The 26,160-nt window shown below is 72.4% G+C and carries 28 protein-coding genes; 19 read left to right on the top strand and 9 right to left on the bottom strand.

Annotation, left to right across the window (positions count from 1 at the left end):
- Positions 1 to 129: 129 nt before the first annotated feature.
- Positions 130 to 708 carry a SigE family RNA polymerase sigma factor gene (locus tag AB0G01_RS31230; protein WP_360953025.1) on the bottom strand — a complete coding sequence of 193 codons (579 nt, stop codon included), beginning with the start codon at positions 706 to 708 and terminating at the stop codon, positions 130 to 132.
- Positions 709 to 774: 66 nt separating this feature from the next.
- Between AB0G01_RS31230 and AB0G01_RS31225 the strand changes: the two genes are divergently transcribed.
- On the top strand, positions 775 to 1,059 hold the full coding sequence (locus tag AB0G01_RS31225; protein WP_360953022.1) for a YciI family protein: 285 nt from the start codon (positions 775 to 777) through the stop codon (positions 1,057 to 1,059).
- 67 nt (positions 1,060 to 1,126) lie between these two features.
- Here the strand turns inward: AB0G01_RS31225 and AB0G01_RS31220 are convergent, their stop codons facing one another.
- Positions 1,127 to 2,074 carry an aldo/keto reductase gene (locus AB0G01_RS31220; protein WP_360953019.1) on the bottom strand — a complete coding sequence of 316 codons (948 nt, stop codon included), beginning with the start codon at positions 2,072 to 2,074 and terminating at the stop codon, positions 1,127 to 1,129.
- A gap of 111 nt (positions 2,075 to 2,185) precedes the next feature.
- Between AB0G01_RS31220 and AB0G01_RS31215 the strand changes: the two genes are divergently transcribed.
- Entirely contained in the window at positions 2,186 to 3,013 is an 828-nt protein-coding gene (locus tag AB0G01_RS31215; RefSeq protein WP_360953016.1) for a TIGR03620 family F420-dependent LLM class oxidoreductase, read from the top strand.
- A 39-nt stretch (positions 3,014 to 3,052) separates the two neighbouring features.
- Here AB0G01_RS31215 and AB0G01_RS31210 read toward each other — a convergent pair whose 3' ends face one another.
- The gene (locus tag AB0G01_RS31210) at positions 3,053 to 3,337 is read right to left on the bottom strand and encodes a DUF427 domain-containing protein (RefSeq protein ID WP_360953013.1); all 285 of its coding nucleotides are present in this window, start codon (positions 3,335 to 3,337) and stop codon (positions 3,053 to 3,055) included.
- A gap of 95 nt (positions 3,338 to 3,432) precedes the next feature.
- On the opposite strand from AB0G01_RS31210, the gene fbaA reads away from it, so the two are divergent.
- Entirely contained in the window at positions 3,433 to 4,467 is a 1,035-nt protein-coding gene (gene fbaA / locus AB0G01_RS31205) for a class II fructose-bisphosphate aldolase (protein WP_360953046.1), read from the top strand.
- Positions 4,468 to 4,615: 148 nt separating this feature from the next.
- On the opposite strand, the gene AB0G01_RS31200 is transcribed toward fbaA, so the two are convergent.
- Positions 4,616 to 5,752: a hypothetical protein gene (locus tag AB0G01_RS31200; RefSeq protein WP_360953010.1), complete on the bottom strand. Its 1,137-nt coding sequence runs from the start codon at positions 5,750 to 5,752 to the stop codon at positions 4,616 to 4,618.
- Between the two features lie 314 nt (positions 5,753 to 6,066).
- On the opposite strand from AB0G01_RS31200, the gene AB0G01_RS31195 reads away from it, so the two are divergent.
- Both AB0G01_RS31195 and AB0G01_RS31190 read left to right on the top strand, forming a co-directional pair.
- Positions 6,067 to 6,474, top strand: coding sequence for a DUF3151 domain-containing protein (locus tag AB0G01_RS31195; protein ID WP_360953007.1), 408 nt, complete (start codon positions 6,067 to 6,069; stop codon positions 6,472 to 6,474).
- 3 nt (positions 6,475 to 6,477) lie between these two features.
- Entirely contained in the window at positions 6,478 to 7,587 is a 1,110-nt protein-coding gene (locus AB0G01_RS31190) for an FUSC family protein (RefSeq protein WP_360953004.1), read from the top strand.
- A gap of 47 nt (positions 7,588 to 7,634) precedes the next feature.
- On the opposite strand, the gene AB0G01_RS31185 is transcribed toward AB0G01_RS31190, so the two are convergent.
- The 3 genes from AB0G01_RS31185 to AB0G01_RS31175 form a co-directional block, all read right to left on the bottom strand.
- Positions 7,635 to 7,883 (bottom strand): hypothetical protein, encoded by a 249-nt coding sequence (locus AB0G01_RS31185; protein WP_360953001.1) that lies wholly within the window; start codon positions 7,881 to 7,883, stop codon positions 7,635 to 7,637.
- Entirely contained in the window at positions 7,883 to 8,521 is a 639-nt protein-coding gene (locus AB0G01_RS31180; protein ID WP_360952998.1) for an HNH endonuclease family protein, read from the bottom strand. Before AB0G01_RS31180 ends, AB0G01_RS31185 begins: the two co-directional genes overlap by 1 nt.
- A 108-nt stretch (positions 8,522 to 8,629) precedes the next feature.
- Positions 8,630 to 9,301, bottom strand: a complete 672-nt coding sequence (locus AB0G01_RS31175; RefSeq protein WP_360952995.1) for a hypothetical protein — start codon at positions 9,299 to 9,301, stop codon at positions 8,630 to 8,632.
- A 93-nt stretch (positions 9,302 to 9,394) separates the two neighbouring features.
- Here AB0G01_RS31175 and AB0G01_RS31170 point away from each other — a divergent pair, with 93 nt between their 5' ends.
- Together AB0G01_RS31170 and AB0G01_RS31165 are read left to right on the top strand one after the other, a co-directional pair.
- Positions 9,395 to 10,684 (top strand): adenylosuccinate synthase, encoded by a 1,290-nt coding sequence (locus AB0G01_RS31170; protein ID WP_360952992.1) that lies wholly within the window; start codon positions 9,395 to 9,397, stop codon positions 10,682 to 10,684.
- Positions 10,685 to 10,916: 232 nt separating this feature from the next.
- Positions 10,917 to 12,059 (top strand): LLM class flavin-dependent oxidoreductase, encoded by a 1,143-nt coding sequence (locus tag AB0G01_RS31165; RefSeq protein WP_360952989.1) that lies wholly within the window; start codon positions 10,917 to 10,919, stop codon positions 12,057 to 12,059.
- A gap of 43 nt (positions 12,060 to 12,102) precedes the next feature.
- Here the strand turns inward: AB0G01_RS31165 and AB0G01_RS31160 are convergent, their stop codons facing one another.
- A complete protein-coding gene (locus AB0G01_RS31160) occupies positions 12,103 to 13,212 on the bottom strand; it encodes a glycerophosphodiester phosphodiesterase (protein WP_360952986.1) in 1,110 nt (369 codons plus the stop codon).
- A gap of 114 nt (positions 13,213 to 13,326) precedes the next feature.
- Entirely contained in the window at positions 13,327 to 14,880 is a 1,554-nt protein-coding gene (locus tag AB0G01_RS31155; RefSeq protein WP_360952983.1) for a Na+/H+ antiporter, read from the bottom strand.
- Positions 14,881 to 14,908: 28 nt separating this feature from the next.
- On the opposite strand from AB0G01_RS31155, the gene AB0G01_RS31150 reads away from it, so the two are divergent.
- The 12 genes from AB0G01_RS31150 (at position 14,909) to AB0G01_RS31095 (ending at position 26,102) form a co-directional block, all read left to right on the top strand.
- Positions 14,909 to 15,169, top strand: coding sequence for a UBP-type zinc finger domain-containing protein (locus AB0G01_RS31150; RefSeq protein WP_360952980.1), 261 nt, complete (start codon positions 14,909 to 14,911; stop codon positions 15,167 to 15,169).
- A 156-nt stretch (positions 15,170 to 15,325) separates the two neighbouring features.
- Complete coding sequence (locus AB0G01_RS31145; RefSeq protein ID WP_360952977.1) at positions 15,326 to 17,305, top strand: TRAP transporter fused permease subunit; 1,980 nt, start codon at positions 15,326 to 15,328, stop codon at positions 17,303 to 17,305.
- Positions 17,298 to 18,275 (top strand): TAXI family TRAP transporter solute-binding subunit, encoded by a 978-nt coding sequence (locus AB0G01_RS31140; protein WP_360952974.1) that lies wholly within the window; start codon positions 17,298 to 17,300, stop codon positions 18,273 to 18,275. The genes AB0G01_RS31145 and AB0G01_RS31140 overlap by 8 nt, the downstream gene beginning before the upstream one ends.
- A gap of 28 nt (positions 18,276 to 18,303) precedes the next feature.
- On the top strand, positions 18,304 to 19,560 hold the full coding sequence (gene purD, locus AB0G01_RS31135) for a phosphoribosylamine--glycine ligase (RefSeq protein WP_360952971.1): 1,257 nt from the start codon (positions 18,304 to 18,306) through the stop codon (positions 19,558 to 19,560).
- 155 nt (positions 19,561 to 19,715) lie between these two features.
- Positions 19,716 to 20,177: a hypothetical protein gene (locus AB0G01_RS31130; protein ID WP_360952968.1), complete on the top strand. Its 462-nt coding sequence runs from the start codon at positions 19,716 to 19,718 to the stop codon at positions 20,175 to 20,177.
- Positions 20,164 to 20,775: a DUF3558 domain-containing protein gene (locus AB0G01_RS31125; protein ID WP_360952965.1), complete on the top strand. Its 612-nt coding sequence runs from the start codon at positions 20,164 to 20,166 to the stop codon at positions 20,773 to 20,775. Before AB0G01_RS31130 ends, AB0G01_RS31125 begins: the two co-directional genes overlap by 14 nt.
- Before the next feature lie 10 nt (positions 20,776 to 20,785).
- Complete coding sequence (locus AB0G01_RS31120) at positions 20,786 to 22,102, top strand: hypothetical protein (RefSeq protein ID WP_360952962.1); 1,317 nt, start codon at positions 20,786 to 20,788, stop codon at positions 22,100 to 22,102.
- A complete protein-coding gene (locus tag AB0G01_RS31115; RefSeq protein WP_360952959.1) occupies positions 22,099 to 22,872 on the top strand; it encodes an ESX secretion-associated protein EspG in 774 nt (257 codons plus the stop codon). The genes AB0G01_RS31120 and AB0G01_RS31115 overlap by 4 nt, the downstream gene beginning before the upstream one ends.
- Positions 22,873 to 23,237: 365 nt before the next feature.
- Positions 23,238 to 23,543: a hypothetical protein gene (locus AB0G01_RS31110; protein ID WP_360952956.1), complete on the top strand. Its 306-nt coding sequence runs from the start codon at positions 23,238 to 23,240 to the stop codon at positions 23,541 to 23,543.
- 4 nt (positions 23,544 to 23,547) lie between these two features.
- Positions 23,548 to 24,735 (top strand): WXG100 family type VII secretion target, encoded by a 1,188-nt coding sequence (locus tag AB0G01_RS31105; protein WP_360952953.1) that lies wholly within the window; start codon positions 23,548 to 23,550, stop codon positions 24,733 to 24,735.
- Positions 24,736 to 24,744: 9 nt separating this feature from the next.
- On the top strand, positions 24,745 to 25,890 hold the full coding sequence (locus tag AB0G01_RS31100; protein ID WP_360952950.1) for a pyridoxal phosphate-dependent aminotransferase: 1,146 nt from the start codon (positions 24,745 to 24,747) through the stop codon (positions 25,888 to 25,890).
- Positions 25,891 to 25,928: 38 nt separating this feature from the next.
- On the top strand, positions 25,929 to 26,102 hold the full coding sequence (locus AB0G01_RS31095) for a hypothetical protein (protein ID WP_360952947.1): 174 nt from the start codon (positions 25,929 to 25,931) through the stop codon (positions 26,100 to 26,102).
- Positions 26,103 to 26,160 lie beyond the last annotated feature (58 nt).

Here is a 26,160-nt window from a genome sequence, read left to right as displayed (position 1 = left end):
GGTGGCAGGTACCCGGTTCCCGGAGGGTGGCCACCGTCGGGCGAGGACACCCATCCCACGGTTTCGGTCTTCTTCGCCACCACCGCACCCGGGCCCGGGTGCGCGCGCCGCGATGAGGGGGTGGGCCGCCTAGCGGCCGGCCATGATCTTCTGGAGGGCGTCCAGGGCACGGCTCGCGGTGCTCTTCACGGTGCCCTTCGAGATGCCGGTCGCCTCGGCGATCTCCGCTTCGGACAAATCACCGTAATAACGCAGGACGAGCACCTCCCGCTGGCGCGGCGGCAGTTGGGAGAGCGCCGCGACGACCGCCTGGTGCTCGGCCGTGAGCATGGCCAGGCTCTCCGCCGAGCGCGCGTTCGCGATGTGCGGCGGGGTGTAGTCGCGGGCGGTCTTCCGGCGGCGCAGCACGCTGCGGGAACCGTTCACGACCGCCGTGCGCAGGTAGCCGACCGCCGCCTGGGCGTCGCGCAGGTTGGACCAGTTCCGGTGCAGGCCGGTGAACGCCTCCTGCACCACGTCCTCGGCCGTCGCGGGCTCGTCCACCAGCAGCAGGGCGAGCCGGACCAGCCGCATCCGGTGCTGCCGGTACAGGTCCTCCAGGGTGAGCGGACCGGACGGCGGCTGCGGGGTGCCGTCCTGGATGCGCAGGTTCGTCAGCGTGTCCTGCACACGCGCGATGCCGCCGCTGCTCTGCTCCGAACCGACCACGGAAACGACGGTACCCGGTCGACCGGTAGCTTCGGGCGCAGCGTAGGCGTCTCGCGGAGGTGGACTGTGGCCAGGTTCGTGGTCGAGCTGGTGTTCGGGGACAACGTCGACGACCGGTTGGCGGCCCGGCCCGCGCACCGGGACTACCTGGCGACCCTGGTCGACCAGGGCAGGCTCCTGGTGTCCGGTCCCTACACCGACCAGTCCGGTGCGGTGCTGGTGTACGAGGTGGCGGACGAAACCGAGCTGCGCGAGGTGCTGGCCGCCGACCCGTACACGCCCGCCGGCGTGGTGGCCGAGACGCGCGTGCACGAGTGGCAGACCGTGCTGGGTAGCTGGTTGAGGGACTAGCGCTCGCGCACCCCGGCGGCCCGCCCGGCCGCCGGGGTGCCGGTCCCGCGAGTGGGCCGCTGCCGGGTTACCCCGCCTCCGGCTCGCTCGCGGCCGTGAGCCGGGCGATCTCGTCCGCCTTCAGCTCCAGGTCGAGCACCGGCAGCAGGTCCGCCAGTTGCCCGGCGGTCCGCGCGCTGGCGATCGGCGCGGCCACGGTCGGCTGGGCCGCCAGCCACGCCAGCGCCGTCGCCGCCACGGTCGTGCCGTGCGCCGCCGCGACCTCGTCCAGCACGTCGAGGACCCGGAGGCCGCGCTCGTCCAGGTACTTCGACGCGGCCGTCGCGCGGGTGCTCTCCACCGCGACCCCGGGCCGGTACTTGCCGGTCAGGAAGCCCTTCGCGAGCGAGAAGTAGGGCGTGGACGACAGTCCCCCCGCCGCCACGGCCGCCGACAGCGCGCCCTCGTAGGACCGCTCGACCAGGTTGTAGTGCTGCTGGAACACCACGTACTTCGCCAGGCCCTCGCGTTCGGACACCGCCAGCGCCGACGTCAGCCGCTCGGCGGTGAAGTTCGAGGCCGCGACGTAGCGCACCTTGCCCGCCCTGACCAGGGCGTCGAACGCCGCCGCGGTCTCCTCCTGCGGGGTGTCCGGGTCGTCCTGGTGGGCGTAGTACAGGTCGATGTGGTCCACGCCGAGCCGGCGCAACGAGTTCTCCGCCGCCGTGGCGACGGTGTCCGCGCGGAGGTTGTCCAGGCCGCCCACGCCGAGCATCCCGACCTTCGTCGCCACGACCACCCGGTCCCGGTTGCCGCGCGACCGCAGCCACCCGCCGATGATCGTCTCCGACTCGCCGCCCACGTGCCCGTCGCCCCAGGCCGAGTACGCGTCCGCGGTGTCCACGAAGTCGCCGCCGGCCGCCGCGTACGCGTCCAGCACGGCGTACGAGTCGTCCTCGTCGGCGGTCCAGCCGAACACGTTCCCGCCCAGGCACAGCCGCGACACGTCGAGGTCGCTGGTTCCCAGATTCGTCATGGGAGGAACCCAACCCCACGATCTGCGGTCGCGCCGAACGTCACAGGCAGGACTAAATGGTGGGACCCGCCGGTTGGCTGTGGTCGACCGGGTAGTTCGAGAGGGGACGACATGACCGTTGAGCTGGGCAGGTTCGGCGTGTGGGCACCCGCCTCGCGCTGGGAGGGCCGCGCCGCGCGGGCGGCCGAGCTGGAGGAACTGGGTTTCGGCGCGTTGTGGCTGGGTGGAGCCCCGGACGGCGGGGTCCTCGGGCTGGTCGCCGAGGTGCTCGACGCGACCGACCGGCTGGTCGTCGCGACCGGCATCCTCAACGTCTGGACCACCCCGGCGGCGGAGGTCAACGCGGGCTACCGCGACCTGGCCTGGACCGACCGGTTCCTGGTCGGCGTCGGCGCGGGCCACCGCGAGCACGTGGGTGAGGTCTATCACAGCCCCTACCAGAAGCTGGTGCACTACCTCGACGAGCTCGACGTCCCCCGCGACCGGCTGGCCCTGGCCGCCCTCGGCCCCCGCGTGCTCCGGCTGGCCGCCGCGCGCACCAGCGTCGCCCACCCCTACCTGGTGACGCCCGAGCAGACCGCGCTGGCGCGCGCCGAGATCGGGGCCGCGACCGTGCTCGCGCCCGAGCAGCACGTCGTGCTGGAGGAGGACGCGGACCGGGCGCGGGCGGTCGGCCGGGAGAACCTGGCCCTGTACCTCGGGTTGGCGAACTACACCAGGAACTGGTTGCGGGGCGGCTTCACCGAGGACGACCTGGACGACGGCGGCAGCGACCGGCTGGTCGACGCGCTGGTCGCGTGGGGCTCCCCGGAGCGGGTCGCGGACCGGCTGCGGGAACACCGCGAAGCGGGCGCGGACCACGTGTCCGTGCAGGTCCTGGGCGACCACCTGGAGGACTCGCCGCAGTTCCGCGAGCTGGCCGCCGCCCTCGCCGAGTAACGCCCGGGGGCGGTTCGACGGACCGCCCCCGCGACACCGTCACCCGGTGATCTCGACGCCCTTCCAGAACGCCACGTGGCCCCTGATCCCGGCCGCCGCGTCCTTGGGCTCCGCGTAGTACCACGCGGCGTCGGGGTTCTCCTCGCCGTTGACGTGCAGCGTGTAGTAGTTCGCGGTGCCCTTCCACGGGCACACGGACGTGTGGTCCGAGGGCCTGAGGTACTGGGCGTGCACCGCCTCCAGGGGGAAGTAGTGGTTCCCCTCTACAACCTCGGTCTTGTCGCTCTCGGCGATGATCTCGCCGTTCCACCGTGCGATCGCCATGACCCCACTATGCAGGTGATCAACTTCGTTCGCCGGGCGGTGCCCGTAGGATGCTGCGCGACACCGCGTTCCGGGCACCCGAGGAGGACCACACGATGCCCATCGCCACCCCCGAGGTCTACGCCGAGATGCTTGACCGGGCGAAGGCGAACGAGTTCGCCTACCCCGCGATCAACGTCACCTCGTCCGAAACCCTCAACGCCGCCCTGCGCGGCTTCGCGGAGGCCGAGAGCGACGGGATCATCCAGGTCTCGACCGGTGGTGCCGAATTCGCGTCCGGCACCAAGGTCAAGGACATGGTCACCGGAGCGGTGGCACTGGCCGAGTTCGCGCACGTGGTCGCCGAGAAGTACCCGGTGAACATCGCGCTGCACACCGACCACTGCCCCAAGGACAAGCTCGACGGCTTCGTCCGGCCGCTCATCGCGATCAGCCAGGAGCGCGTCGACCGCGGCCTGAACCCGCTGTTCCAGTCCCACATGTGGGACGGCTCGGCGGTGCCGCTGGACGAGAACCTCAAGATCGCCACCGACCTCCTGGACGCCGCCGCCAAGGCCCGGATCATCCTGGAGATCGAGGTCGGCGTCGTCGGCGGTGAAGAGGACGGCGTCGCCAACGAGATCAACGACAAGCTCTACACCTCGCCCGAGGACTACCTGAAGACGGTGGACGCCCTCGGCACCGGGGAGAGGGGCCGCTACCTGGTCGCCGCGACGTTCGGCAACGTGCACGGCGTGTACAAGCCGGGCAACGTGAAGCTGCGGCCGGAGATCCTCAAGCAGGGTCAGGACGTGGTGGCCGAGAAGCTGGGCCTGCCGGCCGGCTCCAAGCCGTTCGACCTGGTCTTCCACGGCGGCTCCGGCTCGCTGCTGGAGGAGATCCACGAGGCGCTCGCGTACGGCGTGATCAAGATGAACATCGACACCGACACGCAGTACGCGTTCACCCGCCCGATCGTGGGGCACTTCTTCAGCAACTACGACGGCGTGCTCAAGGTGGACGGCGAGGTCGGCAACAAGAAGGTCTACGACCCGCGCAGCTACCTGAAGGCGGCCGAGCAGGGCATGGCGGCCCGCATCGCGCAGGCGTGCGAGCACCTGAAGTCCTCCGGTCGGATGATCGCCGGCTGACCTCTCACGCACCGGACAGCGCCCGACCGGGTTCCGGTCGGGCGCTGCCGCGTTCTCCGGGCCCCGCGAAGCCGTCGTCGAGGCGGATCGCCTTTACCGGCGACCGGCGACCGGGCCCGCGCGCACGGTGCGAGCTGCGAACCCGGGCTCAGCGGGGGGTCGCCCCCGCCCGCGCGGGGTGGGCCGGCACCGCTCGCCGCCGGCGGAGCACGGCGTCCCCGCCCAGCCACAGCGCCGCCAGCACCGCGAACGTGACCGCCGCCGAGGTGTGGAGGATCGGCGGGGCCGCGTCCAGGGACTGCTGGACCCAGATGCCGCCGTAGCCCAGGCCGGTCACCGCCGCCGAACCGAGCACCGCCGCCACCGGGGCGGGCACCCGGCCCAGGTGCGCGGCGTCCACCGCGAGCCCGATCAGCACCAGGAACACCGGCACCGCCGAGAGCGGGAAGTCCGCGCCCGCGAGCAGCGGCCAGATCAGGCACCGGTAGGCCACGTACCCGGCCGCGATCGCGGTGGCCGCCCACCGCCGGCCGGTGGTCCGGCGCGCCACCACGAGCACGAGGGCCGCCGCGACCAGGCCCCACACCGGATACACCCAGTCCGGGATGGGCAGCGAGAACTGGACGATCGACTCGCGGTCCACCGGCCGGCCGATCTGGTCGGCGGCGAACTGGAGCAGGATCGGTTCGGCGTACGGGTCGCCCCGGTCCCAGGACGCGATCTCCAGCACCCCGTACTCCTGGTGCTGGTTGGGGAACCACGCGTTCTCCAGGAAGAAGAACCACAGCGCGGCCAGGCCGGGCAGCCGCCACCGGGACTCCGGGAACAGCGCGAGCCAGCCGCGCAGCGCACCCGCCAGCATGATCGCCGTGCCGAGGTAGAGCAGCGCGTGCGACCCGCTCCACGACGTGATGTCCAGGCCGTTGATCCGGTGGTTGATCAGGTCGATCGGCAGCGCCACCAGGAAGATCCCGGTGCCCCACTGCATCAGCCGCAGCGCGCGCCGGTCCGCGCCGTACCCGGTGTAGGTGTGGAACAGGGTCAGCGCGACGACGATCACCGTGCCGACCGTGTTGAGGACGTGGGGCGGCGCGAGCTCGTCGCGCAGCCACTTGAAGTGCCAGGCGACGTCCCACGACGACCCGAGCAGCTTCAGCAGCAGCCCGAGCAGCCACAGCTTGTACAACCCGGCGACGAGCGCCGGCGGGGTCGCGCGCCCCGGCTCGCCCCGCTCCCAGTACTGGTCGCGGAACTGCGCGACGCGTTCGGTTGCCCCCGTTTTCACCCGAACATGATGCGTCCCGGCCGGGCGGCCGGGAAGGGAGGGCTCCCCTGGTCTTTGCCGGGACATCCCCTAGGGGGTTGTGGTGACCAGCACGTTCAACGGTCGCCTGGCGCGAAGGGGTGAGCCTTGTTGCCCCTTTCGGGCTAGCACGGCAGGGTGCGGGGCTGAGAGTTCGCTGAGAACCCGTCGGCGGGCCGGGAGCGTCCGGGGAGTGTCGAAAGCCATGGGCAAGAAGGTCGTCGCCGGCATCGTGGTGACCGCGGTCGTGCTGGGACTGGTCGCTGCCACCCTCCGGGTATTCCTATCCTGAGCGCATGGAGAACCTGCTCGGCCCCGAACCGACGCTGCTGCCCGACCGGCCGGAGGCGCAGGCCGCCGCCGAGGCGGGCACCGACCCGGCCAAGATCGTCCGGGCCTACCCGGACTTCAGCGAAGCCTGGGCGCTGCTCGCCGAACGCGCGTTGCAGACCAACGACCCGGTGACCGCCTACGCCTTCGCCCGCACCGGCTACCACCGCGGCCTGGACCAACTGCGCCGCGCCGGCTGGAAGGGCTTCGGCCCGGTGCCCTGGGCGCACCGCCCCAACCAGGGCTTCCTGCGCGCGCTCGCCGCGCTGGCCCGCGCCGCCGACGGCATCGGCGAGGCGGACGAGTTCGAGCGCTGCCGCAAGTTCCTCGCCGACAGCGACCCGGCGGCACCCGCCGCGCTCGGCCTGGGCTGATCCGTGGGAGCCGTGCGCGACGAGGCGCTGCGCCGGCTGCAACGCTGGCGGGGCACCGCCCTGCCGATCGGCCAGGCGGCGCTCGCCGCCGGGCTGTCGTGGCTGGTGGCGACCTCCGTCGTCGGTCACGCGCACCCGTTCTTCGCGCCGATCGCCGCCGTCGTCTGCCTGGGCGTGTCGCTCGGGCAGCGGCTGCGGCGGGTGGTGGAGCTGGTCGTGGGCGTGTCCGTGGGCGTCGGCGTCGGGGACGTGCTGATCTCGCTGATCGGGTCCGGCCCGTGGCAGATCGCCCTGGTCGTGGCGCTGGCTATGTCCACCGCCGTGCTGCTGGACGGCGGCGCGGTGATCGCCCTCCAGTCCGGCTCGTCCGCCGTCCTGGTGGCCACGCTGCTGCCGCCGAGCGCCGGCGGTGGCCTGGACCGGATGGTGGACGCGCTGGTCGGCGGCCTGGTCGGGCTCGCGGTGACGGCGCTGCTGCCCGCGAACCCGCTGACCGTGGCGCACCGGCAGGCCAAGGTCGTGTTCGGCGAGCTGACCGCCGCGCTGCGCGGCGTGGCGACGGCGGTGGCCGAGCGGGACGCGGTGCGGGCGGCGGGCGTGCTGGCCCGGCTGCGGTCCAGCCAGGAGGCCGTGGACGACTTCACGTCCGCGTTGCGGGCCGGTGGCGAGATCGCGACCATCGCGCCCATCCGCTGGCGGCGCAGGAACGAGCTGGCCCGGTACCGGGCCACCGCCGCACCGGTGGACTACGCGCTGCGCAACACCCGCGTGCTGGCCCGGCGGGCGCTGGCGGCGCTGCGCGACGGCGAGCGGATGCCGGAGGTCCTGCCCGAGGTGCTGCGCCGGTACTCCGACGCGCTGGACCTGCTGCGCGTCGAGCTGGCCCGCGGTGACGAACCCGTGCAGGCCCGCGCGACGGTCCGGGACGCCGTGGCGGCGGCCACCACGCACCAGCTCGGCGGCGACGGGTTCTCCACCAGGGTGGTGCTCGCCCAGGTGCGCTCGGTCGCGGTGGACCTGTTGCAGGCCACCGGCCTGACCCGGGCCGAGGCGGCGGGCTCGCTGCCGCCCCTGTCCCGGGGCGGCGACGGCCAGGTGCCGGCCGCCGGGTGAACCGCCCCCCGGTCGTCGCCACCCCCGTCGTGGGGCGGCGACGACGGCTAGCCCAGGGGCCGGTGCAGGACGCCGAGGAGCACCTGGTGCACGCCGGCGTGGTCGCGCGGGTCGGCCACCCGGCACGCGGCCCCGGTGACGGCGTACCACTCGTCCGCGCCCTCGTAGCGCACCCTCGCCCGCACGACGCCGTCCGCGAGGGTCGTGCGCAGTTCCAGGTCGCCGGTGACGACGCCGACCTCGTCGGTCATCACACCACCGGGTCCGGCCACGATCGGGGACGAGTAGTCGGCCATCAGCACCTTCCGAGCATCGACTGCAACGCGGTCTTCTCGGTGGAGTTCAGCTTCAGGCCCCACCGGTACTTCGTGCGCACCCACATCTTGGCGTACGTGCACCAGTAGGAGGTCGACGGAGGCTTCCAGGCGGCCGGGTCCTGGTCGCCCTTGGCCTGGTTGACGTTGTCGGTCACCGCGATGAGCTGCGGGCCGGCCAGGTCGTTGGCGAACTGCTCCCGCTTGGCGGTGGTCCACGAGGACGCGCCGGAGCGCCACGCCTCGGCCAGCGGCACGACGTGGTCGATGTCCACATCGGACGCCGCCGACCAGGTCGCGCCGTCGTACGGGCTGGACCACCGGCCCGAAGTGGCCGCGCAGGACGAGTCGGTGACCACGTTCGCACCGTCCCGCTTGAGCACGGTCTCCCGGGTGTTGCACGCGCCGGAGACGGCGCTCCAGTGCGGGAACTTCTCGCGCGAGTAACCCGCCATGGAGCCCTCCGCCGCGACGGGCAGGGCCGCGAGTTCCGAGTGGGCGGTGGCGGTGCCGGGGATGCCGGGCGGGGTGGCGAGCGCGGGGGTGGCCGTGCCGAGGGCGAGCGCACCGACCAGGAGCAGGGTGATCGGGAGCGAAGCGGCTTTGTCAACCGTGGCCATGATTCCGACCTTCCTAGTGGGAAGCTGTCGGAATCACCTTGGGTTCATCGCCCTGCCTGCTCAACACCTCCGGGTGACACACCAGTGGATGGCGCACGAACGCTTGGGTCAGTGCAGCCCGCGGACCAGCCGGAGCTCCTCCGTGTGGCGGTACCAGGTCCACTTGCCCATCGGGCGCGGGTGCGCGACGCCGTCCACGGTCACCTGGACCGGCAGGCACCCGAGCTGGAAGGCGCGCCCCGCGGTCGTCTTCACCTTCTTCACCAGCAACCGCTTGTGGATCACGCTCACGACCAGCCCGAGGCCGTTCTCCGGGTCGGGCGTCACCTCCAGCCGGCTCGCCTGGCCGCGCAGCACCACCGTGTCGTCGGCGTACCCGACACCGCGCACCGGTCCGAGCGAGCCGAGGCCGACCAGCACGCCGCCCACGTCGTCGCGCACCAGCGGGACGCGATCGGGATCACCCGACAGGGTCAGGTCCAGCGCCCGTCCGGGGTCCGTCGGCAGCCCCCACAACCGGGCCACCGCGGAGTCCTCGTCGGTCGGCACGTACCCCAGCACTGCTCCGGTCAGGTGGTCGGTCCGAAGCAATCGCAACACCACGGCGTTGAGGTCCGCGTCGGTCCCGTGCACGATGAGACGCGCGTCACCCAAATCCGCGAAAACCGGGTCCACCTCGGCTTTTCCCGGCTTCGCGGGCACCCGCCGCACCACGAACCGGTCACCGTCAGTGATCAGTGGCGACTGCGAGTTTCCGCAGGCCAACACGATTCCGCGCACGTTCATCTCCTGGTCTACCCTTGAGCACCGGCAGGTGACGGCTCAGCCGTCGTAGGCTCCGCTCACACCCCGTCGAACCGCTTGGAGTTTCACATGCCGGCCGTAGTGCTGATCGGTGCCCAGTGGGGTGACGAGGGCAAGGGGAAGGCCACCGACCTGCTCGGTGAGCGCGTCCAGTGGGTGGTCCGCTACCAGGGTGGCAACAACGCCGGGCACACCGTCGTGCTGCCCGACGGCCAGAAGTTCGCCCTGCACCTCATCCCGTCCGGCATCCTGACCCCCGGCGTGACCAGCGTGATCGGCAACGGCGTCGTGGTCGACCCCGGCGTGCTGCTCGACGAGCTGGCCGGCCTGGAGCAGCAGGGCGTGGACACCTCCCGCCTGCTCATCTCCGCCGACGCGCACTTGATCATGCCCTACCACGTGGCGATCGACAAGGTCACCGAGCGGTACCTGGGCAAGGCCAAGATCGGCACCACCGGCCGGGGCATCGGCCCGTGCTACCAGGACAAGATCGCCCGCGTCGGCGTCCGCGCCCAGGACGTGCTGGACGAGAAGATCCTGCGGCAGAAGGTGGAAGCCGCCCTGGACTTCAAGAACCAGGTGCTGGTCAAGGTCTACAACCGCAAGGCGCTGGACCCCGAGCAGGTCGTGGACAGCGTGCTGGAGCACGGCGAGAAGTTCGCCTCCCGCATCGCGGACACCCGCCTGCTGCTCAACGAAGCGCTGGAGCGCGGCGAGATCGTGCTGCTGGAAGGCTCGCAGGGCACCCTGCTCGACGTCGACCACGGCACCTACCCGTTCGTCACGTCGTCCAACCCGACCTCCGGCGGCGCGAGCGCCGGCTCCGGCATCGGGCCGACCCGGATCACCACCGTGATCGGCATCCTCAAGGCCTACACCACCCGCGTCGGCTCCGGGCCGTTCCCGACCGAGCTGAACGACGACATGGGCGAGCACCTGCGCAAGACCGGCGGCGAGTTCGGCGTCACCACCGGGCGCTCGCGGCGCACCGGCTGGTTCGACGCGGTGATCGCGCGCTACGCGTCGCGGGTCAACGGCATCACCGACTACTTCCTCACCAAGCTGGACGTGCTGTCCGGGCTGGAGAAGGTCCCCGTCTGCGTCGGCTACACGATCGACGGCGAGCGCGTGGACGAGATGCCGATGACGCAGACCGACGTGCACCACGCCGTCCCGGTGTACGAGGAGCTGCCCGGCTGGTTCGAGGACATCAGCCACTGCCGGGCGTTCGAGGAGCTGCCCGCGAACGCCCGCGCGTACGTGGAGCACCTGGAGTCGATCTCCGGCGCGCGGATCTCCGCCATCGGCGTGGGTCCGGGCCGCGACCAGACGATCGTGCGCCACGACGTGCTGGCGTGACCGGGCTTCCCGCCGCGCACCCGCCCGCCGCCTGACCCCGTTCCTCCCCGGAGCCGTTCTCCGGCACGGTGCCTCCGCTCCCGACGTTGTCGGGGTCGGAGGCACTTTCACGATCCGGGACGGTCCGGCTCTCCGTTGACTTGTCTTGTGCCGCACCGAAAACTCGGCCGCACGAGCGGGTGCGGGGCGGTTCCGGCGAGCCCGCGGCCGGACGATCCCAGGGAGAGCTGTCATGAGCGTGGTGCCGCACTGGTTCCTGCCCACCTCGGGCGACGGGCGGACGGTCGTGGAACGCTTCCACGCCAGCCGGTCCCCCGGCGGGCCCGCGTCGCGCGGCCCGGACATCGACTACCTGGAGCAGGTCGCGGTGGCGGCCGAGCGCAACGGGTTCGAGGGCGTGCTGACGCCCACCGGGACGTGGTGCGAGGACGCCTGGCTGACCACGGCGGCGCTGCTGTCCCGCACGTCGCGGCTGAAGTTCCTGGTGGCCTTCCGGCCGGGTGTGCTGTCGCCGACCCTGGCGGCCCAGATGGCGGCCACCTACCAGCGGATCTCCCGGGGCCGGTTGCTGCTCAACGTGGTGACCGGCGGCGACTCCCTCGAACAGCGGCGGTTCGGCGACTGGCTCGACCACGACCAGCGCTACGCGCGCACCGACGAGTTCCTGCACGTCGTGCGGGAGGTGTGGGCGGGCCGGCCGGTCGACTTCGCCGGCGAGCACTACCAGGTCGCGGGCGCGACGCTGTCCGCCCCGCCCGACCCGGTGCCGCCGATCTACTTCGGCGGCTCCTCGGACGCGGCGCTGCCGGTGGCGGCGCGGCGCGCCGACGTGTACCTGACGTGGGGCGAGCCGCCGGCGCTCGTCGCCGAGAAGATCGGGCGGGTGCGCGCGCTGGCGGGCGACCGGCCGATCCGGTTCGGCATCCGGGTGCACACCATCTCGCGGGACACGTCGGCGGAAGCGTGGCGCGAAGCCGGGAAGCTGCTGGAGGCGCTGGACCCCGTCCAGGTCGAGCGGGCGCAGGAGCAGTTGCGGGCCAGCCAGTCCGTGGGGCAGCAGCGGATGGTCGCGCTGCACGGCGGCGACCTGTCGAAGGGCGTGCGCGGGCTGGAGGTCCACCCCGGGTTGTGGGCCGGCATCGGCCTGGTGCGCGGCGGTGCGGGCACCGCGCTGGTGGGCAGCCACGCGGAGGTCGCCGACCTGATCGAGGAGTACCACGCGCTGGGCGTGGAGGAGTTCGTGCTCTCCGGGTACCCCCACCTGGAGGAGGCCTACTGGTTCGGCGAGGGCGTCCGGCCGGAACTGGCCCGGCGCGGCCTGCTCCGGGCGGAGCGGGCCGTGCCGGGGGACGCCGTGCTGACGCCGACGGGCTGAACCGGCCCGGTCGCGTCACCGCCGTCGACGCGGGGAACGCGGGCTAGCGGGCGTTCCGGGCTTCGACCGCGGTGTCGGGGTTGTCGGCGAACACGCCGTCGAGGCCGGTGGCGTAGAACCTCGCGTACTCCTCGAAGGCCCGGCCGTACGCGGCCGGGTCGGGCGAGGAGCGGAAGTCGGCCGGCAGGAACGTGTTCTCGTTGCGGAACGTCCAGGCGTGCACGACCAGGCCGCGCAGGTGGGCGTCGCGCACCAGCGTGGTCGGCGCGAGCAGGAAGCCCCGGGCGTCGCGCGGGACGATCCGGTCCTTGGCCGCGCCGACACCGGCCGCGTAGGTGCGGATTCCGCGCAGGCCGTCCGGCGTGACCAGGTCGTCGTAGGTGCGCTCGTCGCCGGCCTTGACGAAGTCGTAGGGCGCGCCCGAGGAGTTGACCAACTGCACCAGCGGGACGCGGAGCTCCTTCTTGAGCGCCTTGAGGTTGGCCACCTCGAAGGACTGCACGTAGACCCGCGCGCCGGGCCGGTTGAGGCCGTTGCGGTTCAGCGCGTCGACCAGCTTCGGCTCCAGCGGGAGCCCGATGTCCTGGAAGTACGTGGGGTGCTTGGTCTCCGGGTAGAGGCCGATGTCCCGGCCGAGCTCGCGGGACAGCCGCTTGGAGAGGTCGACCACCTCCTGGAAGGTGGGGATCTCGTAGCGGCCGTCGTAGAGCGCGTTGCGCGGTCGGGTGTCCGGGATGCGCTCGACGGCGCGCAGCGTCTTCAGCTCGGCGAGCGTGAAGTCCTCGGTGAACCAGCCGGTGACCCGCGCGCCGTCGACGACCTTGGTGGTCTTGCGGTTCGCGAACTCCGGCTTGCCCGCGACGTCGGTCGTGCCGCCGATCTCGTTCTCGTGCCGCGCGACCAGCCGACCGTCCTTCGTGGACACCAGGTCGGGTTCGACGTAGTCCGCGCCCATCCGCGCGGCCAGCTCGTACGAGCCCAGCGTGTGCTCGGGCCGGTAGCCCGACGCGCCCCGGTGCCCGATGACGACCGGGCCCCGGGGCCGGTGGGCACCCGCCGCGTCGCCGCCGTGCGCCGACGCGGCGGGCAGGGTCACCACCCCGGCCACCGCGAGCGCGGCGAGCGCCGCCCAGACGATCCTCGTGCGCGCCATCGTCGACCTCCCTGTTGCGCGGACCAGACCCGCGGAGCCTCGTTGCGCTCCGCGACGTCCTCGTCACGACCGGGTGAAGTGCGGGCCACGTCATCGTGAACGCGTGGCGCGGGCTCACTCGCGCGCGATGGCCGCCTCCTCCAGGTCCAACTCGCGGAGCACCCGGAACAGCACCTCGTCGTCGATCTGCCGCTTGTCCCGGGCCTCCACGAAGACCTGCCGCTCGGCCTCCAGCATGGTGCGGCGCAACCGGCGGTACGCGGCGGCGGGGCTCTCGTCCTCCTGGCGGCCCAGCCGTTCCCAGGCGGCGTTGCCCCGGTGCTCGGTCATGATCCGCAGCCGGTCCACGACGTGGTCGGGGGTCTCGTCGCCGCCCTCGACGAGTTCGTCCAGCCGGTCCACGGCGGCCCGCGCGGCGGCGTGCTGCACCTGGGCCTCGGCCAGGGCGTCCGCCTGCTCCTCGTCGCCCTGGAAGTCGAGCTTGCGGATCACCCACGGCAGGGACAGTCCCTGGATCAGGAGCGTGCCGACGGTGACCACGAACGCGCAGAACACGATCACCTCCCGGCCCGGCAGGTCGAGCGGGAGGGCGCTCGCGGCGGCCAGCGACACCACGCCCCGCATGCCCGCCCAGGACAGCACGGTCACGCCGCGCCAGCCGGGTGCCCGCTCCCGCTCGCGGACCCGCTTGGACAGCAGGCGCGGCAGGTAGGCGGCCGGGTACATCCACAGGAAGCGCACCGCGACGGCGGTGACCAGGACGGCCGCCGCGCCCCAGACGAGTGCGGCGGTGATCTCGACGGCCAGCACGGTGGTCCTCAACTGGAGGCCGATCAGCGCGAACACGAAGGACTCCAGGAGGACGTCCACCGAGCGCCAGACCGCCGTGTCCTGGAGCCGGGTGTAGTAGGAGCTCTTCGGGGCCTGGTGGCCGATGTAGAGGCCCGCGACGACCACGGCCAGCACACCGGACGCGCCGAGCTCCTCGGCGAACAGGTACGCCCCGAACGGGACCAGCATGCCCAGCGCGCTCTCCATCACGCCGTCGTGCAGCCGGGCCCGGATCGTGCGCACCCCGACGCCGATCACCAGGCCGACCAGCACGCCGCCGCCCGCGCTGACCACGAACGTGCGGGTGCCGTCCAACCAGGTGGCCGTCGTGCCCAGGGCGGCGGCGACGGCCACCTTGTAGACGGTCAGCGCGGTGGCGTCGTTGATCAGGCTCTCGCCGGTGAGCAGCGTCATCGTGCGCCGGGGCAGGTTGAGCCGCCGGCCGATCGCCACGGCCGCGACGGCGTCCGGCGGCGCGACGACCGCGCCGAGGACCAGCGCGGCGGGCAGGGACAGCGCGGGCAGGGCGAGGTGGGCGACCCAGCCGACGGCGGCCGTCGTGGCGACCACCAGGCCCACCGCGAGCAGGCCGATCGGGCGCGTGTTGGCGCGGATGTTGTGGTACGAGCTGTCCAGCGCCGCCGAGTAGAGCAGCGGGGGCAGCACCAGGACCAGGACCAGCTCGGGTTCGAGCTCGAACGCCGGCAGGCCGGGGATGAACGAGACGGCCAGGCCGGTGGCCACCAGCACCAGCGGGGCGGGAGCGGCGAAGCGCTTGGCGACTGCCGTCACCAGCAGCGCCCCGAGGAGCAGCAGGATCAGTTCCGGACCGTGCATGGCGCAATCTTGCGTGATGATGGCCGGTATGACCTGTCCTCACGTCGACGCACTGCCCGGGGCGGTCTCGCCGTCCTCGTCGGAGGGGTGCGCGGACTGCCTGGCCGCCGGCGAGCGGAACTGGGCCCACCTGCGGATGTGCCTCACCTGCGGGCACGTCGCCTGCTGCGACTCCAGCCCTCGGCGGCACGCCACCGCGCACTTCCACGCCGAGGGGCACCCGGTGATGCGCTCGTTCGAGCCCGGCGAGGACTGGCGGTGGTGCTACGTGGACGCCCGGGTGGTGTGAACCGCCGCGCGCCGGTCCGGCGCGCGCCGATCCCCGCCCGAGCGCGTCCGGTGCGGGGTTCTTTACAGTCCCTTTAGGTGGTCGGACTACTGCGGTGACCGGCGGCACAAGTAACTTCGGTCGTATCGGAATTCCGCGCGACACGAAGGGGTGCGCGTGTCGACCACAGCACCGGCCGAGGTCGCCGAGCTGATCGCCGAGTACGACGAGGAACGCCCGTCCCGGGAATTACCCCGGCGGTGGGAGATCGGCGTCCGGGCGGCCACGCTGGGTATCGCGTTATTAGTCCTCAAACAAGTTTTCTGGCCGTTCGCGAAAGGCGGCCAGTACTACCTGGTGATCTTCCTGGCGGTGACCCTGCCGCTGGTCTTCCTGTGCTACCGGGGGCGGCGCGGCGGGGACGGCGCTCCCGGCCCGCTCGACTGGGTGCCGGCGCTGCTGGCGTTCGTGGTCGGTGCTTATCCGCTGTTCGGCGGGTTCGACGCGTTCCTGGACCGGCAGGGGCAGTTGACCGTCCTGGACGTCGTGGCCGGGTCCCTGCTCCTGCTGCTGGTGCTGGAAGCCTGCCGGCGGACCACCGGGTGGGTGTTGCCGGTGGTGTGCCTGGGTTTTCTCGCCTTCGCCTACTACGGCGGTTATCTGCCGCAGTCCTGGGCCGTTTCCCACGCCGGGGTGGACTTCGACCAGATCATCAACGGGTTCTACAACGACGCGACCGGGTTCTACGGGACGCCGTTGGACGTGGCCGCCACTTATATCGTGCTGTTCACGATCTACGGGGCCGTGCTGAACGCCTCCGGAGCGGGTGCGTTCTTCGTCGACATCAGTTTCGCGGCGTTCCGGAAATCCCGGACCGCTCCCGGGCGCACCGCCGCCGCCGCCGGTTTCCTGCTGGGCACGGTGTCCGGGTCGGGCACGGCCACGACCGTGTCATTGGGCGCGGTCACCTGGCCGATGCTGAAGAAGGCCGGGTACCCGAGGGAGAACGCGGGCGGCCTGCTCGCGGCGTCGGGGATCGGGGCGATCCTGTCGCCGCCCACGCTCGGCGCGGCGGCGTTCATCATCGCGGAGTACCTGGAGACCTCCTACCTCCAGGTGCTGGTCTGGGCGATCGTGCCCACCCTGCTCTACTACCTGGGCATCGCGCTGGCGGTGGAGGTCGACGCCCGGCGGTTCGGCGCGAAACCGGTGGACGTCGACGTGCCCGGCGCGTGGGCGGTGCTCAAGCGGGGCGGGTACCACTTCCTGTCGCTCGCGGTGATCGTGGTCTTCCTGGCGCTGGACGTCCCGGTGTACTCGGCCGTGGTGTACGCGACCGGGGTGGCGGCGGCGTTCGCGCTGGTGGCCCGGCGGCGTGACGTGCGCGGGTGGGCGCGGGCGATGGTGGAGTCGCCGGCGCTCGGCGTGCGCGGCGCGCTCCCGGTGATCGCGGTGTGCGCGGCGGCCGGTGTCATCACCTCCACCATCACCAAGACCGGGCTGGGCCAGGAGCTCGCGTCGGCGCTGGTCGACCTCGCCGGGGTGGTGTCGTCCGATCCCGCCGTGGTGCTGTTCGTGACGGTCGTCCTCGCGGCGGTGGCGGTCAGCGTGCTGGGGCTGGCCGTGCCGGTCACGGCGTCCTTCATCATCTCGTGGGTGGTCATCGGGCCCGCCCTGACCGAGCTCGGGGTGGCCCGCGAAGAAGCCGCGATGTTCATCTTCTACTACGCGGTCCTGTCCGAGGTCACGCCACCCACCGCGCTGGCCGCGGTGGCGGCGGCGGCGATCACCGGCGGCGACGTCATGAAGACCATGTGGCGCACCTGGAAGTACACGCTGCCGGCCTTCCTGGTGCCGCTCGCGTTCGTGCTCACCGACAACGGGGCCGGACTGCTGCTGCGCTCCTCGTTCGTCGACGTGCTGTGGGCGTTCGCGGTCTCGGTGGTGGGGGTGGCCGCGCTGGCCGTGCTCACCGGCGGCTGGATGTTCGGCCCCGCCCGGTGGCCCGAGCGGCTGCTCTGCCTGCCGGCCGCGGTCGCCCTGCTCTACCTGCAACCGGTCTCCGTCGTCATCGGCCTGGCCCTCCTGCTGGTCGCGGTGGCCGTGCACGTGCTCCTGCCGAAAGTCCTCCTGCGGGGAAAGGAACGAGATGCGTAGCTGGAAGATCCCGGTCGCCGTGCTCGCGGTCGCGCTGGTCGCGGCCGGGTGCGGTGGCAAGCGCGCCACCGACGACGGCGCTCCGGCCGCCGCCTGCCAGGCCCCCGAGGGGCGGATCACCATCGCCACCGGCAACTCCGGCGGCGTCTACTACGTGGTCGGCGGCGGGCTGGCCAAGCTGATCAGCGACCACACCGGGCTCAAGGCCACGGCCGCCGAGACCGGCGCGTCCGTGCAGAACATCCAGCAGCTCGTCGCGGGCGACTACGACGTGGCGTTCGCGCTCGCCGACTCGGCCGCCGACGCGGTCGAGGGCAAGGGCGCGTTCGAGGGCGAGCCGCAGCAGGTGCGGGCCCTCAGCCGGCTCTACCCGAACTACACCCAGGTCCTGGTGCGCACCTCCAGCGGCATCGACTCCGTCGCCGACCTGAAGGGCAAGCGGATCTCCACCGGCTCGCCCAAGTCCGGCACCGAGGTGATCGCCAACCGGTTGCTCGCCGCCGCCGGGCTCGACCCGGCCGTCGACGTCGAGGTCCAGCGGCTCGACCTGGCCAAGACCGCCGACGGCATGAAGGACGGCAGCCTCGACGGCCTGGTGTGGTCCGGCGGGCTGCCCACGGCGCAGATCACCGACATCACCACGTCGTTGGAGGACCAGGTCGAGTTCCTCGACATCACGCCGCTGCTGCCCAAGCTCAAGGAGGTCAACCCGGTCTACGACCGGGGCACCATCCCGGCCGCCACCTACGGCCGGCCCGCCGACGTGCCCACCGTCGTGGTGCCCAACGTGCTGCTGGTGCGGCCGGACTTCCCGGAGGGCAGCGCGTGCGCCGTCACCCGGCTGCTGTTCGACCGGAAGTCCGAGCTGGAGAAGATCCACCCGGCGGCCCGGGACATCGTCGAGGAGAAGGCCGCGCTGACCGACCCGGTGCCCCTGCACGTCGGTTCGCTGGACGCGTTCGGCGGTTGACCGGTCGGGTCATCTAGGCTTCCCCACCGTGCGTGTCCTGGTCATCGGGTCTGGCGCCCGTGAACATGCCCTTGCCCTCGCGTTGTCGCGGGACCCTTCGGTGATCGCGCTGGCCTGCGCACCCGGCAATGCCGGGATCGCGGGCCTGGCGGAGATCTACGGGGTCGACGTCGGCGACCCCGGAGCGGTCACCGCGCTGGCCCGGGAGTGGAAGGCCGACCTCGTCGTGGTCGGGCCGGAACAGCCCCTGGTGGCGGGTGCGGCCGACGCCGTGCGCGCCGCCGGCATCCCCTGTTTCGGCCCGTCCGCCGAGGCGGCCCGGATCGAGGGCTCCAAGGCGTTCGCGAAGGACGTGATGGCCGCCGCCGGCGTGCCCACCGCGACGTCCGAGGTGATCGACAACCCCGCCCGCCTGGACGCCGCGCTGACCCACTTCGGGCCGCGCTGGGTGGTGAAGGACGACGGTCTCGCGGCGGGCAAGGGCGTCGTGGTCACCACCGACCGCGCGGTGGCGCGGGCCCACGCGATGACGCTGCTCGACCACGGCCACCCGGTGCTGCTGGAGTCGTTCCTCGACGGGCCGGAGGTGTCGCTGTTCTGCCTGGTGGACGGTGCCACCGTGGTGCCCCTGCTGCCCGCGCAGGACTTCAAGCGGGTCGGCGACGACGACTCCGGCCCGAACACCGGCGGCATGGGCGCGTACGCGCCGCTGCCGTGGGCGTCGGACGACCTGGTGCCGACCATCGTGGCGACGTGCGTCCAACCGGTCGTGGACGAGCTGGCCGCGCGCGGGACGCCGTTCACCGGCCTGCTGTACGCGGGGCTCGCGCTGACGTCGGACGGCCCGCAGGTCATCGAGTTCAACTGCCGGTTCGGCGACCCGGAGACGCAGGCCGTCGTGGCCCTCCTGCGCACGCCGTTGGCCGGCCTGTTCCTGGCGGCGGCCCAGGGGAAGCTGTCCTCCGCCGAGCCGCTGGAGTGGGCGGACGGCTACGCGGTGACCGTCGTCGTGGCCGCCGAGGGCTACCCGGGCCGCCCCCGGACGGGTGACGTCATCACCGGAGGTGACGCCGAGGGCGTCCTCCACGCGGGCACCCGCCGCCGCGAGGACGGAGCGGTCGTGTCGACCGGAGGCCGCGTGCTGTCCGTCGTGGGGACGGGCGAAACCCTGACCGACGCCCGAACGGAGGCGTACCGCCGGGTCGAGGCGGTCCACCTGACCGGCTCCCACCACCGGACGGACATCGCGCTGCGCGCGGCGAAGGGCGAGATCGACGTCCCGTAGCGTCCGTCCACCGGGTGATCCACACCACCCGTTATTACGACATCCGAGCGAGGGCGGAACCTGTCCGCCCTCGCTTTCGTCGAACCTCAGACCCGGTTCACGCGGTCGTTGGTAGCCTGCGATCGGGGACCAAACCGTTACCGACTGTACGGGGGATGGACGTCGTGGCAGAGGAGAACGGCCTACTGGGAGCCGTCGCCGGAGCGGGTGGGGCCATCGGTCGTGCGGTCGGCCACATGTTCGCGGCGGAGAAGCGCCTGAACGACACGGTGGCCGGCTCGCCGGGGGCGGGTCAGAAGTTCAGCGTCTCGCGCGAGACCGTGCTGGAGGCGGCCAAGCTCATCCAGCACCAGGTGGACGACCTCACCTACGCCCACCAGGAAGCCGTGATCGGCATGCGGATCACCCTGGGCGGGCTCGACGAGGTGAACCAGGACGTCGCCTCCGCGTGGAACGACCGCCTGCTGGAGCACCCGGATTCCTACGCCGAGCGGATCAGCGCGTACATCCGGAGCCTGACCGGTCTCGTCGGCCAGTTGCGCGCCGCCGCCGCGCAGTACGGGTTCACCGAGGACGAGATCAAGTCTGCGTTTGGAGCGGCTGGTGCGTCTCGTTAAGTTCGCGGTCGTCGCCGGTGCGGCGACCGCTCTGGTGGTGGGTTGCACCACCGCGGGCGAGAAGGGCAATCCGACCACCGCCGCCCCGACGACCCCCACCGCGGGGAGTTCGTCGGCGGGCACCACCACCACGCCCGCCTCCGACCGGCCTGAGGCGCTCACCCTCGACGGCGTCGACCCGTGCGCTCTGATCCCGGCGGACAAGCAGAAGCAGTTGGGCACCGAGAAGACGGACAACCGCCCGTCCGAGGTGATCAAGGGTACGAAGTCGCCCGCTTGCAGCCAACGCACCGGGCCGGGCGTGCTGCCCGCTTTCTCGTACAACATCGCCCTGGTCACCAACGAGGGCGTCGGCTACTGGACCGACTCGGGCAACCTCGACACCTCCCCGAAGAAGGTGGGGGACTACCCCGCCGTGCAGGTCACCTTCAGCGGGACGTCCAGCGTCGAGTGCACGGTGGCGGTCGACGTGGCGGACGGCCAGCAACTGGTCGCCCAGTTCCTGCCCACCAGCCGTGACTTCACCCAGGACCAGATGTGCCAGAACGCCGCCAAGGGTGCCGAGGTGGCGCTCACGACCTTGCAGACCTTGAAGTGAGGGGGAAGTCGTGACCGACTTCAGGCAGCTCAAGGATCACCGGTTCGAGGGGCGCGACAACGGCGCTCTGTCGCAGCTCCTCCAGCAGTTCACGGGCAGCGACGCCGCGCAGCGGTTCAGCGACGCCTCGCACTCGCTGCGAACGCTCGCCGCCAGCCTCGAAACCGTCGACAGCACGCTGCGCGAGCAGCTCAAGAAGCTCGACATCGACTGGGAGGGCGCGGCCGGCGAGAACTCCGGCAAGGCCGTGACGGTTTCCGCCGACGTGGCCACCTCGGGCACCGAAGCCGGGCAGCAGAACTCGCAGGCGACCGCCATCCAGGGTGCGAACTACAGCAACTCCCGCAACGGGATGCCGGAGGCGGGCAAGCTCAGCGGCGACACCGAGACGAGTTTCTGGGACGACGCGGGCGGGTTCTTCGGGTACGAGACCGATCACGCCAAAGAGGTCAAGGCGACGCAGGCGGCGCGCGAGCAGGTCATCCGCGGGTTCGACCAGTACGTCGACGCCAGTCGGGATTCGCTCGACCGGTACCAGGGCATGACCAAGCCCCGGGAGTTCGACGTCACCGCGACGTCCTCCGCGGTGTCCACGCCGGTCGCCCCGGTGCACCAGTTCGGTGGCGGCATCCCCGGTGCGCACGGCGGTGTTCCCGGTTCGCTGCCCGGTGGCGGTTCCGGCCAGGTGGTCGGCGGGTCGGTCGGGTTGCCGCCCCAGTTGCCGGGGCACCTGCCGGGGCACCTGCCCGGCCAGTTGCCGGGTCAGTTGCCGGGCCAGTTGCCCGGCGGCGGGAGCACCGGCGTTTCGCCGCTGCCCGGTGCCCAGGGCGGCACGCCGGTCGCGCCGGTGGTGTCCGGCAAGGTCGGCGGGTCGAACCTCGGGCTCGGCCTGGGGCTCGGGTTGGCGGGCGGTGCGGCGCTCGGTGCCGTGGCGGCCACGGCCCGGGGTGGCAAGGTCGTGCGCAACCCGTCCTCGGCGGGCCTGCCCGGTGGTGGCAAGCCCGGCGGCGAGGCGGTGCCCAAGGGCGGTGCCCGGGGCGCGGGGGCGGTGCCGGGGGTGCTGGCCGGCAAGGCCGGGATCTCCGCGACGCTCGGGGCGATCGACCCCGACGAGCGGGTGCCGTCGCGGCCCGGTGCCGAGGCGCGCGCGGGAGCCGGGGCCAAGGCCGGTGCGGGTGGTTCGATGCTCCAGCCCGCCGCCAAGAGCGGTGAGGGCGAGGAGGACGGCGAGCACGTCCGCAAGTACGGCGTCGACTCCGACGACGTCTTCGGCGACGAGCGGATGGTCGTCCAGTCGGTCATCGGCGACGAGCCCGAGAACAAGTGACGGCGGCGGGCACGGTCGTCCTCTCCGCGCTGGAATTCGACGTCGCGTGGGAGGCCGAGCGGCACTCCCGGCGCAACGTCGCGCTCGACGTGCCCAGCCCCGGCACCACGCACACCGAACGGGGCGTGTTCGTCGAGCGCGCCTGGGAGTCGTTGGCGCAGCGCGGGTTGGCGGCCGGGCGGCGGTTGACGCCGGAGCTGGCGGACACCTTCGCGCTGCTGGCCAACCCGCGGTTGTCGGTGGACCTCTGGATCTGGGTGGACCGCCGCAAGATCAAGGGGCTGGCGGCGGCCTCCGGTGACGAGGCGATCCTCGCCGTGGTGGACGGGGACGAGGTGTGGCTGATCGAGGCCCGCGCCTCGGCGCTCGCGGAGGCCGCGGTGTCGGTGGCCGGGGAGGTGCCGGCGGGGTACGGGCGGTCGATCAGCCTGCCGAACGAGGTGCTGCGCGCGGCTTCCGACGAGGCCGGGCGGGACGCCGAGAAGCTGGTGCTCGCGCTGGAGCGCCACGGGCTGCCGCTGCACGAGGCGCAGGAGCTGGCCGGCATGTGCGACGGCATGAGCACCCGTGGCCAGTTCGGTGCCGAACGCGCGCAGCGCGGCGGCCCGCCGGTGCGCGCGGACCGCGTGGTGTCGTGGCACGACACCACGTCCGGCCGCTACCTGCACCTGGTGCGGCCCAGTTCGGACGGCCGGAGCTGGAGCACGATCACCCCGATCGACAACGCGCGGCTCGCGGCGTGCGTGTGGGAGCTGGTCCAGGAGGTCTAGCGGGAACCGCGACGGCGGTCGCGGCGTCAACACCGGTGCCGGAGCAGTACCCGCCGTCATTCGGGAGTGACGTCTGGTGGTCACCGCGACGTTCAGCGCGAGCGCTTTCCGCGCTGCCCGGGAACACCTCGGCCTCGGCGCGATGCCGCTCGTCCGGCACGTGGCGGACGAGCCCGCGCCGTGGCACGAGCTGACCGCGCCGGGCCTGGCCCGGGGCGGCGGGCTCGATGTGGATGCGCTGCCGGCGCTGCTACCGGAGCACGGCGGCGGTCGACGCCGAGGGGCGTCGGCGGATCACCGTGCTGCCGGCCGGACTTCATCCATAGCGGGGGTGCCCGCGACTCGAAAACCCTAAGGTGTGGCGAATGGCGGTCGCGAAGTTCAACGCCGAGGCGATGGAGCAGTGCCGGAGCACGGTCGGTGCCCAGGCGGGTCAATTCGGCGCGGTGGGTGACGGGTTCTCCGGGCATTACCCCGAACCGGACATCTTCGGCAAGCTGGCGAATTCGGGCGGCCTTTCCTCGGCCGCCGCCGAACTCGACGGCAAGGCCGGCGCGGAGTTCGCGGCGGCCGAATCGCTGCTGGGCGAGGTGGAACGCGCGCTGGACCGGATCCAGGGCGCGGTGGTCGACGTCGAGGACGCCAACGCGGCGTCGTTCCGGACGGTGTGAGCTGATGAGCGCGGTGGACGAGGTCGCGGCCCTGCCCGGTGGGCAGGCGCTGGCGCAGCTCGCGGACAAGGTGGACAAGGCCCGGCCGGAGGCCGTCCGGGAGATCGCGAACCGGTGGCGGCAGGCCGCTTCGAAGAGCGCGGAATCGGGCAACGACATCGCCCAGCGGGTGGGGCAGCTCGACAACGCGTGGGAGGGCGGGTCCGCCGACGGATTCGTGGCCTACATGGGCGAATTCACCAAGGGCGGCACCGCGCTGAACGAGGCGCTCACCGCGGCGGCGGGCGACCTGGATTCGGCCGCGGCGGCCCTGGAATCGGCGAAGACGTCGATCGGGCGCATTTGTGAGACCGTGCTGGGTCGGGTGCGCCAGTTGCGCGCGCAGAACCAGGGGATGCCGCCGGCGGACGTCGACAACGCCATCCGGGGCCTGGTCGCGGAGGCGACCGGCGACGCGCGGCCGGTGATCGAGCAGGCCGACCAGGCGCTGGGCACGGCGCTGGGCGCGCTGAGGGGGCGGCCCGGTTCGATCACGCCCGCGTTCTCGACCATGGCGGACCCCGGCACGCAGTCCTTCGTGCCGGTCCCGGGCCAGGCGATCGTCTGGAACCCGACGCCGGAACCGGTGACGCACACGTCGTCGGCCGAGCCGTCACCGCAGCAACAGCCGCAACCGCAACCACAACCGGCGCAGTCGCAGTCGCCCTCGTCCGGGGGCGGCAGCGGGTCCGGCGGCGGTGGCGGTGGTGGTTCGCAAGGCGGTGGTGGCGGTGGCGGCGGCGGGATGACCGGGCTCGGGTCCAGCGGTGGCCCGCCGTCGAGCGGTCCGCCGCCCGGCAACGTCGACCAGTGGATCCGGGAAGCGATCAAGATCCTCCAGGCCGCCGGCATCCCGGTCACCGAGGCGAACATCAACCAGATCTGGACGATCATCGAGAAGGAGTCGGGCGGCAACCCGCACGCGCTCAACGACTGGGACTCCAACGCGGCCAAGGGCACGCCGTCCAAGGGCCTGATGCAGTGCATCGACCCGACGTTCCAGGCGCACAAGCTGCCCGGTCACGACGACATCTGGAACCCGGTGGACAACATCGTCGCCGGCGTCCGCTACACGTTCTCCCGCTACGGCGGCTTCGAGGGCCACCCCGGCCTCAAGGCGATGGCGGGCGGTGGCGGCTACCAGGGCTACTAGCCTGGGACCATGCTGGGTGTCGCCGCACGGGCCGATGTGCCGCCGTTCCACGTCATGGACATCGTGTCCGCCGCCGCGCGCCGTCAGCGGACGCACGGTGACGTCGTCTCGCTGGCGGCGGGCCAGCCGTCGAGCCCCGCGCCGGAACCGGTGCTGCGGGCCGCCGAGAAGGCGTTGCGGGAGCAGCCGCTCGGCTACACCGAGCAGTTGGGGATCGTCGAGCTGCGGACCGCGCTGGCCGGGCACTACGAGCGCCAGTACGGGCTCGCGGTCTCGCCCGAGGACGTCGTGGTCACCACGGGGTCGTCCGGCGCGTTCCTGCTGGCGTTCCTGGCGTCCTTCGACGCCGGGGCGCGGGTGGCGCTGGCCCGCCCCGGCTACCCGGCGTACCGGAACATCCTGCGCGCGCTGGGGTGCGAGGTGGTCGAGCTGCCGTGCGGGCCCGACACCCGGTTCCAGCCGACCGCGGCGATGCTCGCGGAGGCCGGGCCGCTGGACGGCCTGGTCGTGGCGAGCCCGGCGAACCCGACCGGCACGGTGCTCGCCCCGGCCGAGCTCCGGAGCCTGGCCGAGTGGTGCGCCGAGCACGGCACCCGCCTGGTCAGCGACGAGATCTACCACGGCATCAGCTACGGCGCGCCGCTCGCGTGCGCGTGGGAGACCTCGCGGGACGCGATCGTGGTCAACTCGTTCTCCAAGGCGTTCGCGATGACCGGCTGGCGGCTGGGCTGGATGCTGCTGCCGCCCGCGCTGCGGCGCGCGGTCGACTGCCTGACCGGCAACTTCACCCTCTGCCCGCCCGCGCTGGCGCAGCACGCGGCGGTCGCCGCGTTCGAGCCGGAGTCCTACGAGCAGACCGCGCGGCTGGTCGACGGCTACCGGCGCAACCGGGACGTCCTGCTCGCCGGGCTGGCCGGGCTCGGGATCGACCAGGTGGCCCCCGCCGACGGCGCGTTCTACGCCTACGCCGACGTCTCGCACCTGACCGACGACACGATGGCGTTCTGCCGCCGGCTGCTGGACGACACGGGTGTCGCGATCGTCCCGGGCATAGACTTCGACCCGGTGCACGGGCACGAGTTCGTGCGGATGTCGTTCGCCGGGGCCCCGGGTGACATCGACGAGGCGCTGCGGCGGCTCAAGGGCTGGCTCTGATCAGGAACCCGCACGTCACGTCGTGCGTTGGAGGGGACATGGTCAAGATAATCCTGTGGCTGCTGGCGGCCTGGCTGGTGCTGACGCTGGTCGGCGCGGTCGTCAAGGGTCTGGTGTGGCTGGCGGTGATCGGCGGGGTGCTGTTCCTCGCGACGGCCGCCTACGGAGCGATCAAGAGCGGCGGGCGCAAGGGCATCAAGGGGCCGCGCTAGCAGCCGCCCGAATTCCGGGTTGGTTGGAACAGCGCAGGCCGAGGGGTCACCATGGGGC

The sequence above is a fragment of the Actinosynnema sp. NPDC023587 genome, assembly GCF_040640215.1.
Classification (GTDB): domain Bacteria; phylum Actinomycetota; class Actinomycetes; order Mycobacteriales; family Pseudonocardiaceae; genus Actinosynnema.
Note: the sequence above shows the minus strand (reverse complement) of the source record. Positions and strands in the feature narration are given on the sequence as shown.

Bases quoted from the DNA above. Each gene is read 5' to 3' on its own strand.
- AB0G01_RS31180 (WP_360952998.1), bottom strand. From the start codon at position 8,521: ATGGCCACGGTTGACAAAGCCGCTTCGCTCCCGATCACCCTGCTCCTG.
- AB0G01_RS31130 (WP_360952968.1), top strand. From the start codon at position 19,716: ATGGACGTCGTGGCAGAGGAGAACGGCCTACTGGGAGCCGTCGCCGGA.
- AB0G01_RS31105 (WP_360952953.1), top strand. From the start codon at position 23,548: ATGAGCGCGGTGGACGAGGTCGCGGCCCTGCCCGGTGGGCAGGCGCTG.
- AB0G01_RS31195 (WP_360953007.1), top strand. From the start codon at position 6,067: ATGGAGAACCTGCTCGGCCCCGAACCGACGCTGCTGCCCGACCGGCCG.
- AB0G01_RS31155 (WP_360952983.1), bottom strand. From the start codon at position 14,880: ATGCACGGTCCGGAACTGATCCTGCTGCTCCTCGGGGCGCTGCTGGTG.
- AB0G01_RS31220 (WP_360953019.1), bottom strand. From the start codon at position 2,074: ATGACGAATCTGGGAACCAGCGACCTCGACGTGTCGCGGCTGTGCCTG.
- AB0G01_RS31100 (WP_360952950.1), top strand. From the start codon at position 24,745: ATGCTGGGTGTCGCCGCACGGGCCGATGTGCCGCCGTTCCACGTCATG.
- AB0G01_RS31170 (WP_360952992.1), top strand. From the start codon at position 9,395: ATGCCGGCCGTAGTGCTGATCGGTGCCCAGTGGGGTGACGAGGGCAAG.
- AB0G01_RS31140 (WP_360952974.1), top strand. From the start codon at position 17,298: ATGCGTAGCTGGAAGATCCCGGTCGCCGTGCTCGCGGTCGCGCTGGTC.
- AB0G01_RS31165 (WP_360952989.1), top strand. From the start codon at position 10,917: ATGAGCGTGGTGCCGCACTGGTTCCTGCCCACCTCGGGCGACGGGCGG.
- AB0G01_RS31095 (WP_360952947.1), top strand. From the start codon at position 25,929: ATGGTCAAGATAATCCTGTGGCTGCTGGCGGCCTGGCTGGTGCTGACG.
- fbaA (WP_360953046.1), top strand. From the start codon at position 3,433: ATGCCCATCGCCACCCCCGAGGTCTACGCCGAGATGCTTGACCGGGCG.
- AB0G01_RS31150 (WP_360952980.1), top strand. From the start codon at position 14,909: ATGACCTGTCCTCACGTCGACGCACTGCCCGGGGCGGTCTCGCCGTCC.
- AB0G01_RS31215 (WP_360953016.1), top strand. From the start codon at position 2,186: ATGACCGTTGAGCTGGGCAGGTTCGGCGTGTGGGCACCCGCCTCGCGC.
- AB0G01_RS31210 (WP_360953013.1), bottom strand. From the start codon at position 3,337: ATGGCGATCGCACGGTGGAACGGCGAGATCATCGCCGAGAGCGACAAG.
- AB0G01_RS31185 (WP_360953001.1), bottom strand. From the start codon at position 7,883: ATGGCCGACTACTCGTCCCCGATCGTGGCCGGACCCGGTGGTGTGATG.
- AB0G01_RS31110 (WP_360952956.1), top strand. From the start codon at position 23,238: ATGGCGGTCGCGAAGTTCAACGCCGAGGCGATGGAGCAGTGCCGGAGC.
- AB0G01_RS31160 (WP_360952986.1), bottom strand. From the start codon at position 13,212: ATGGCGCGCACGAGGATCGTCTGGGCGGCGCTCGCCGCGCTCGCGGTG.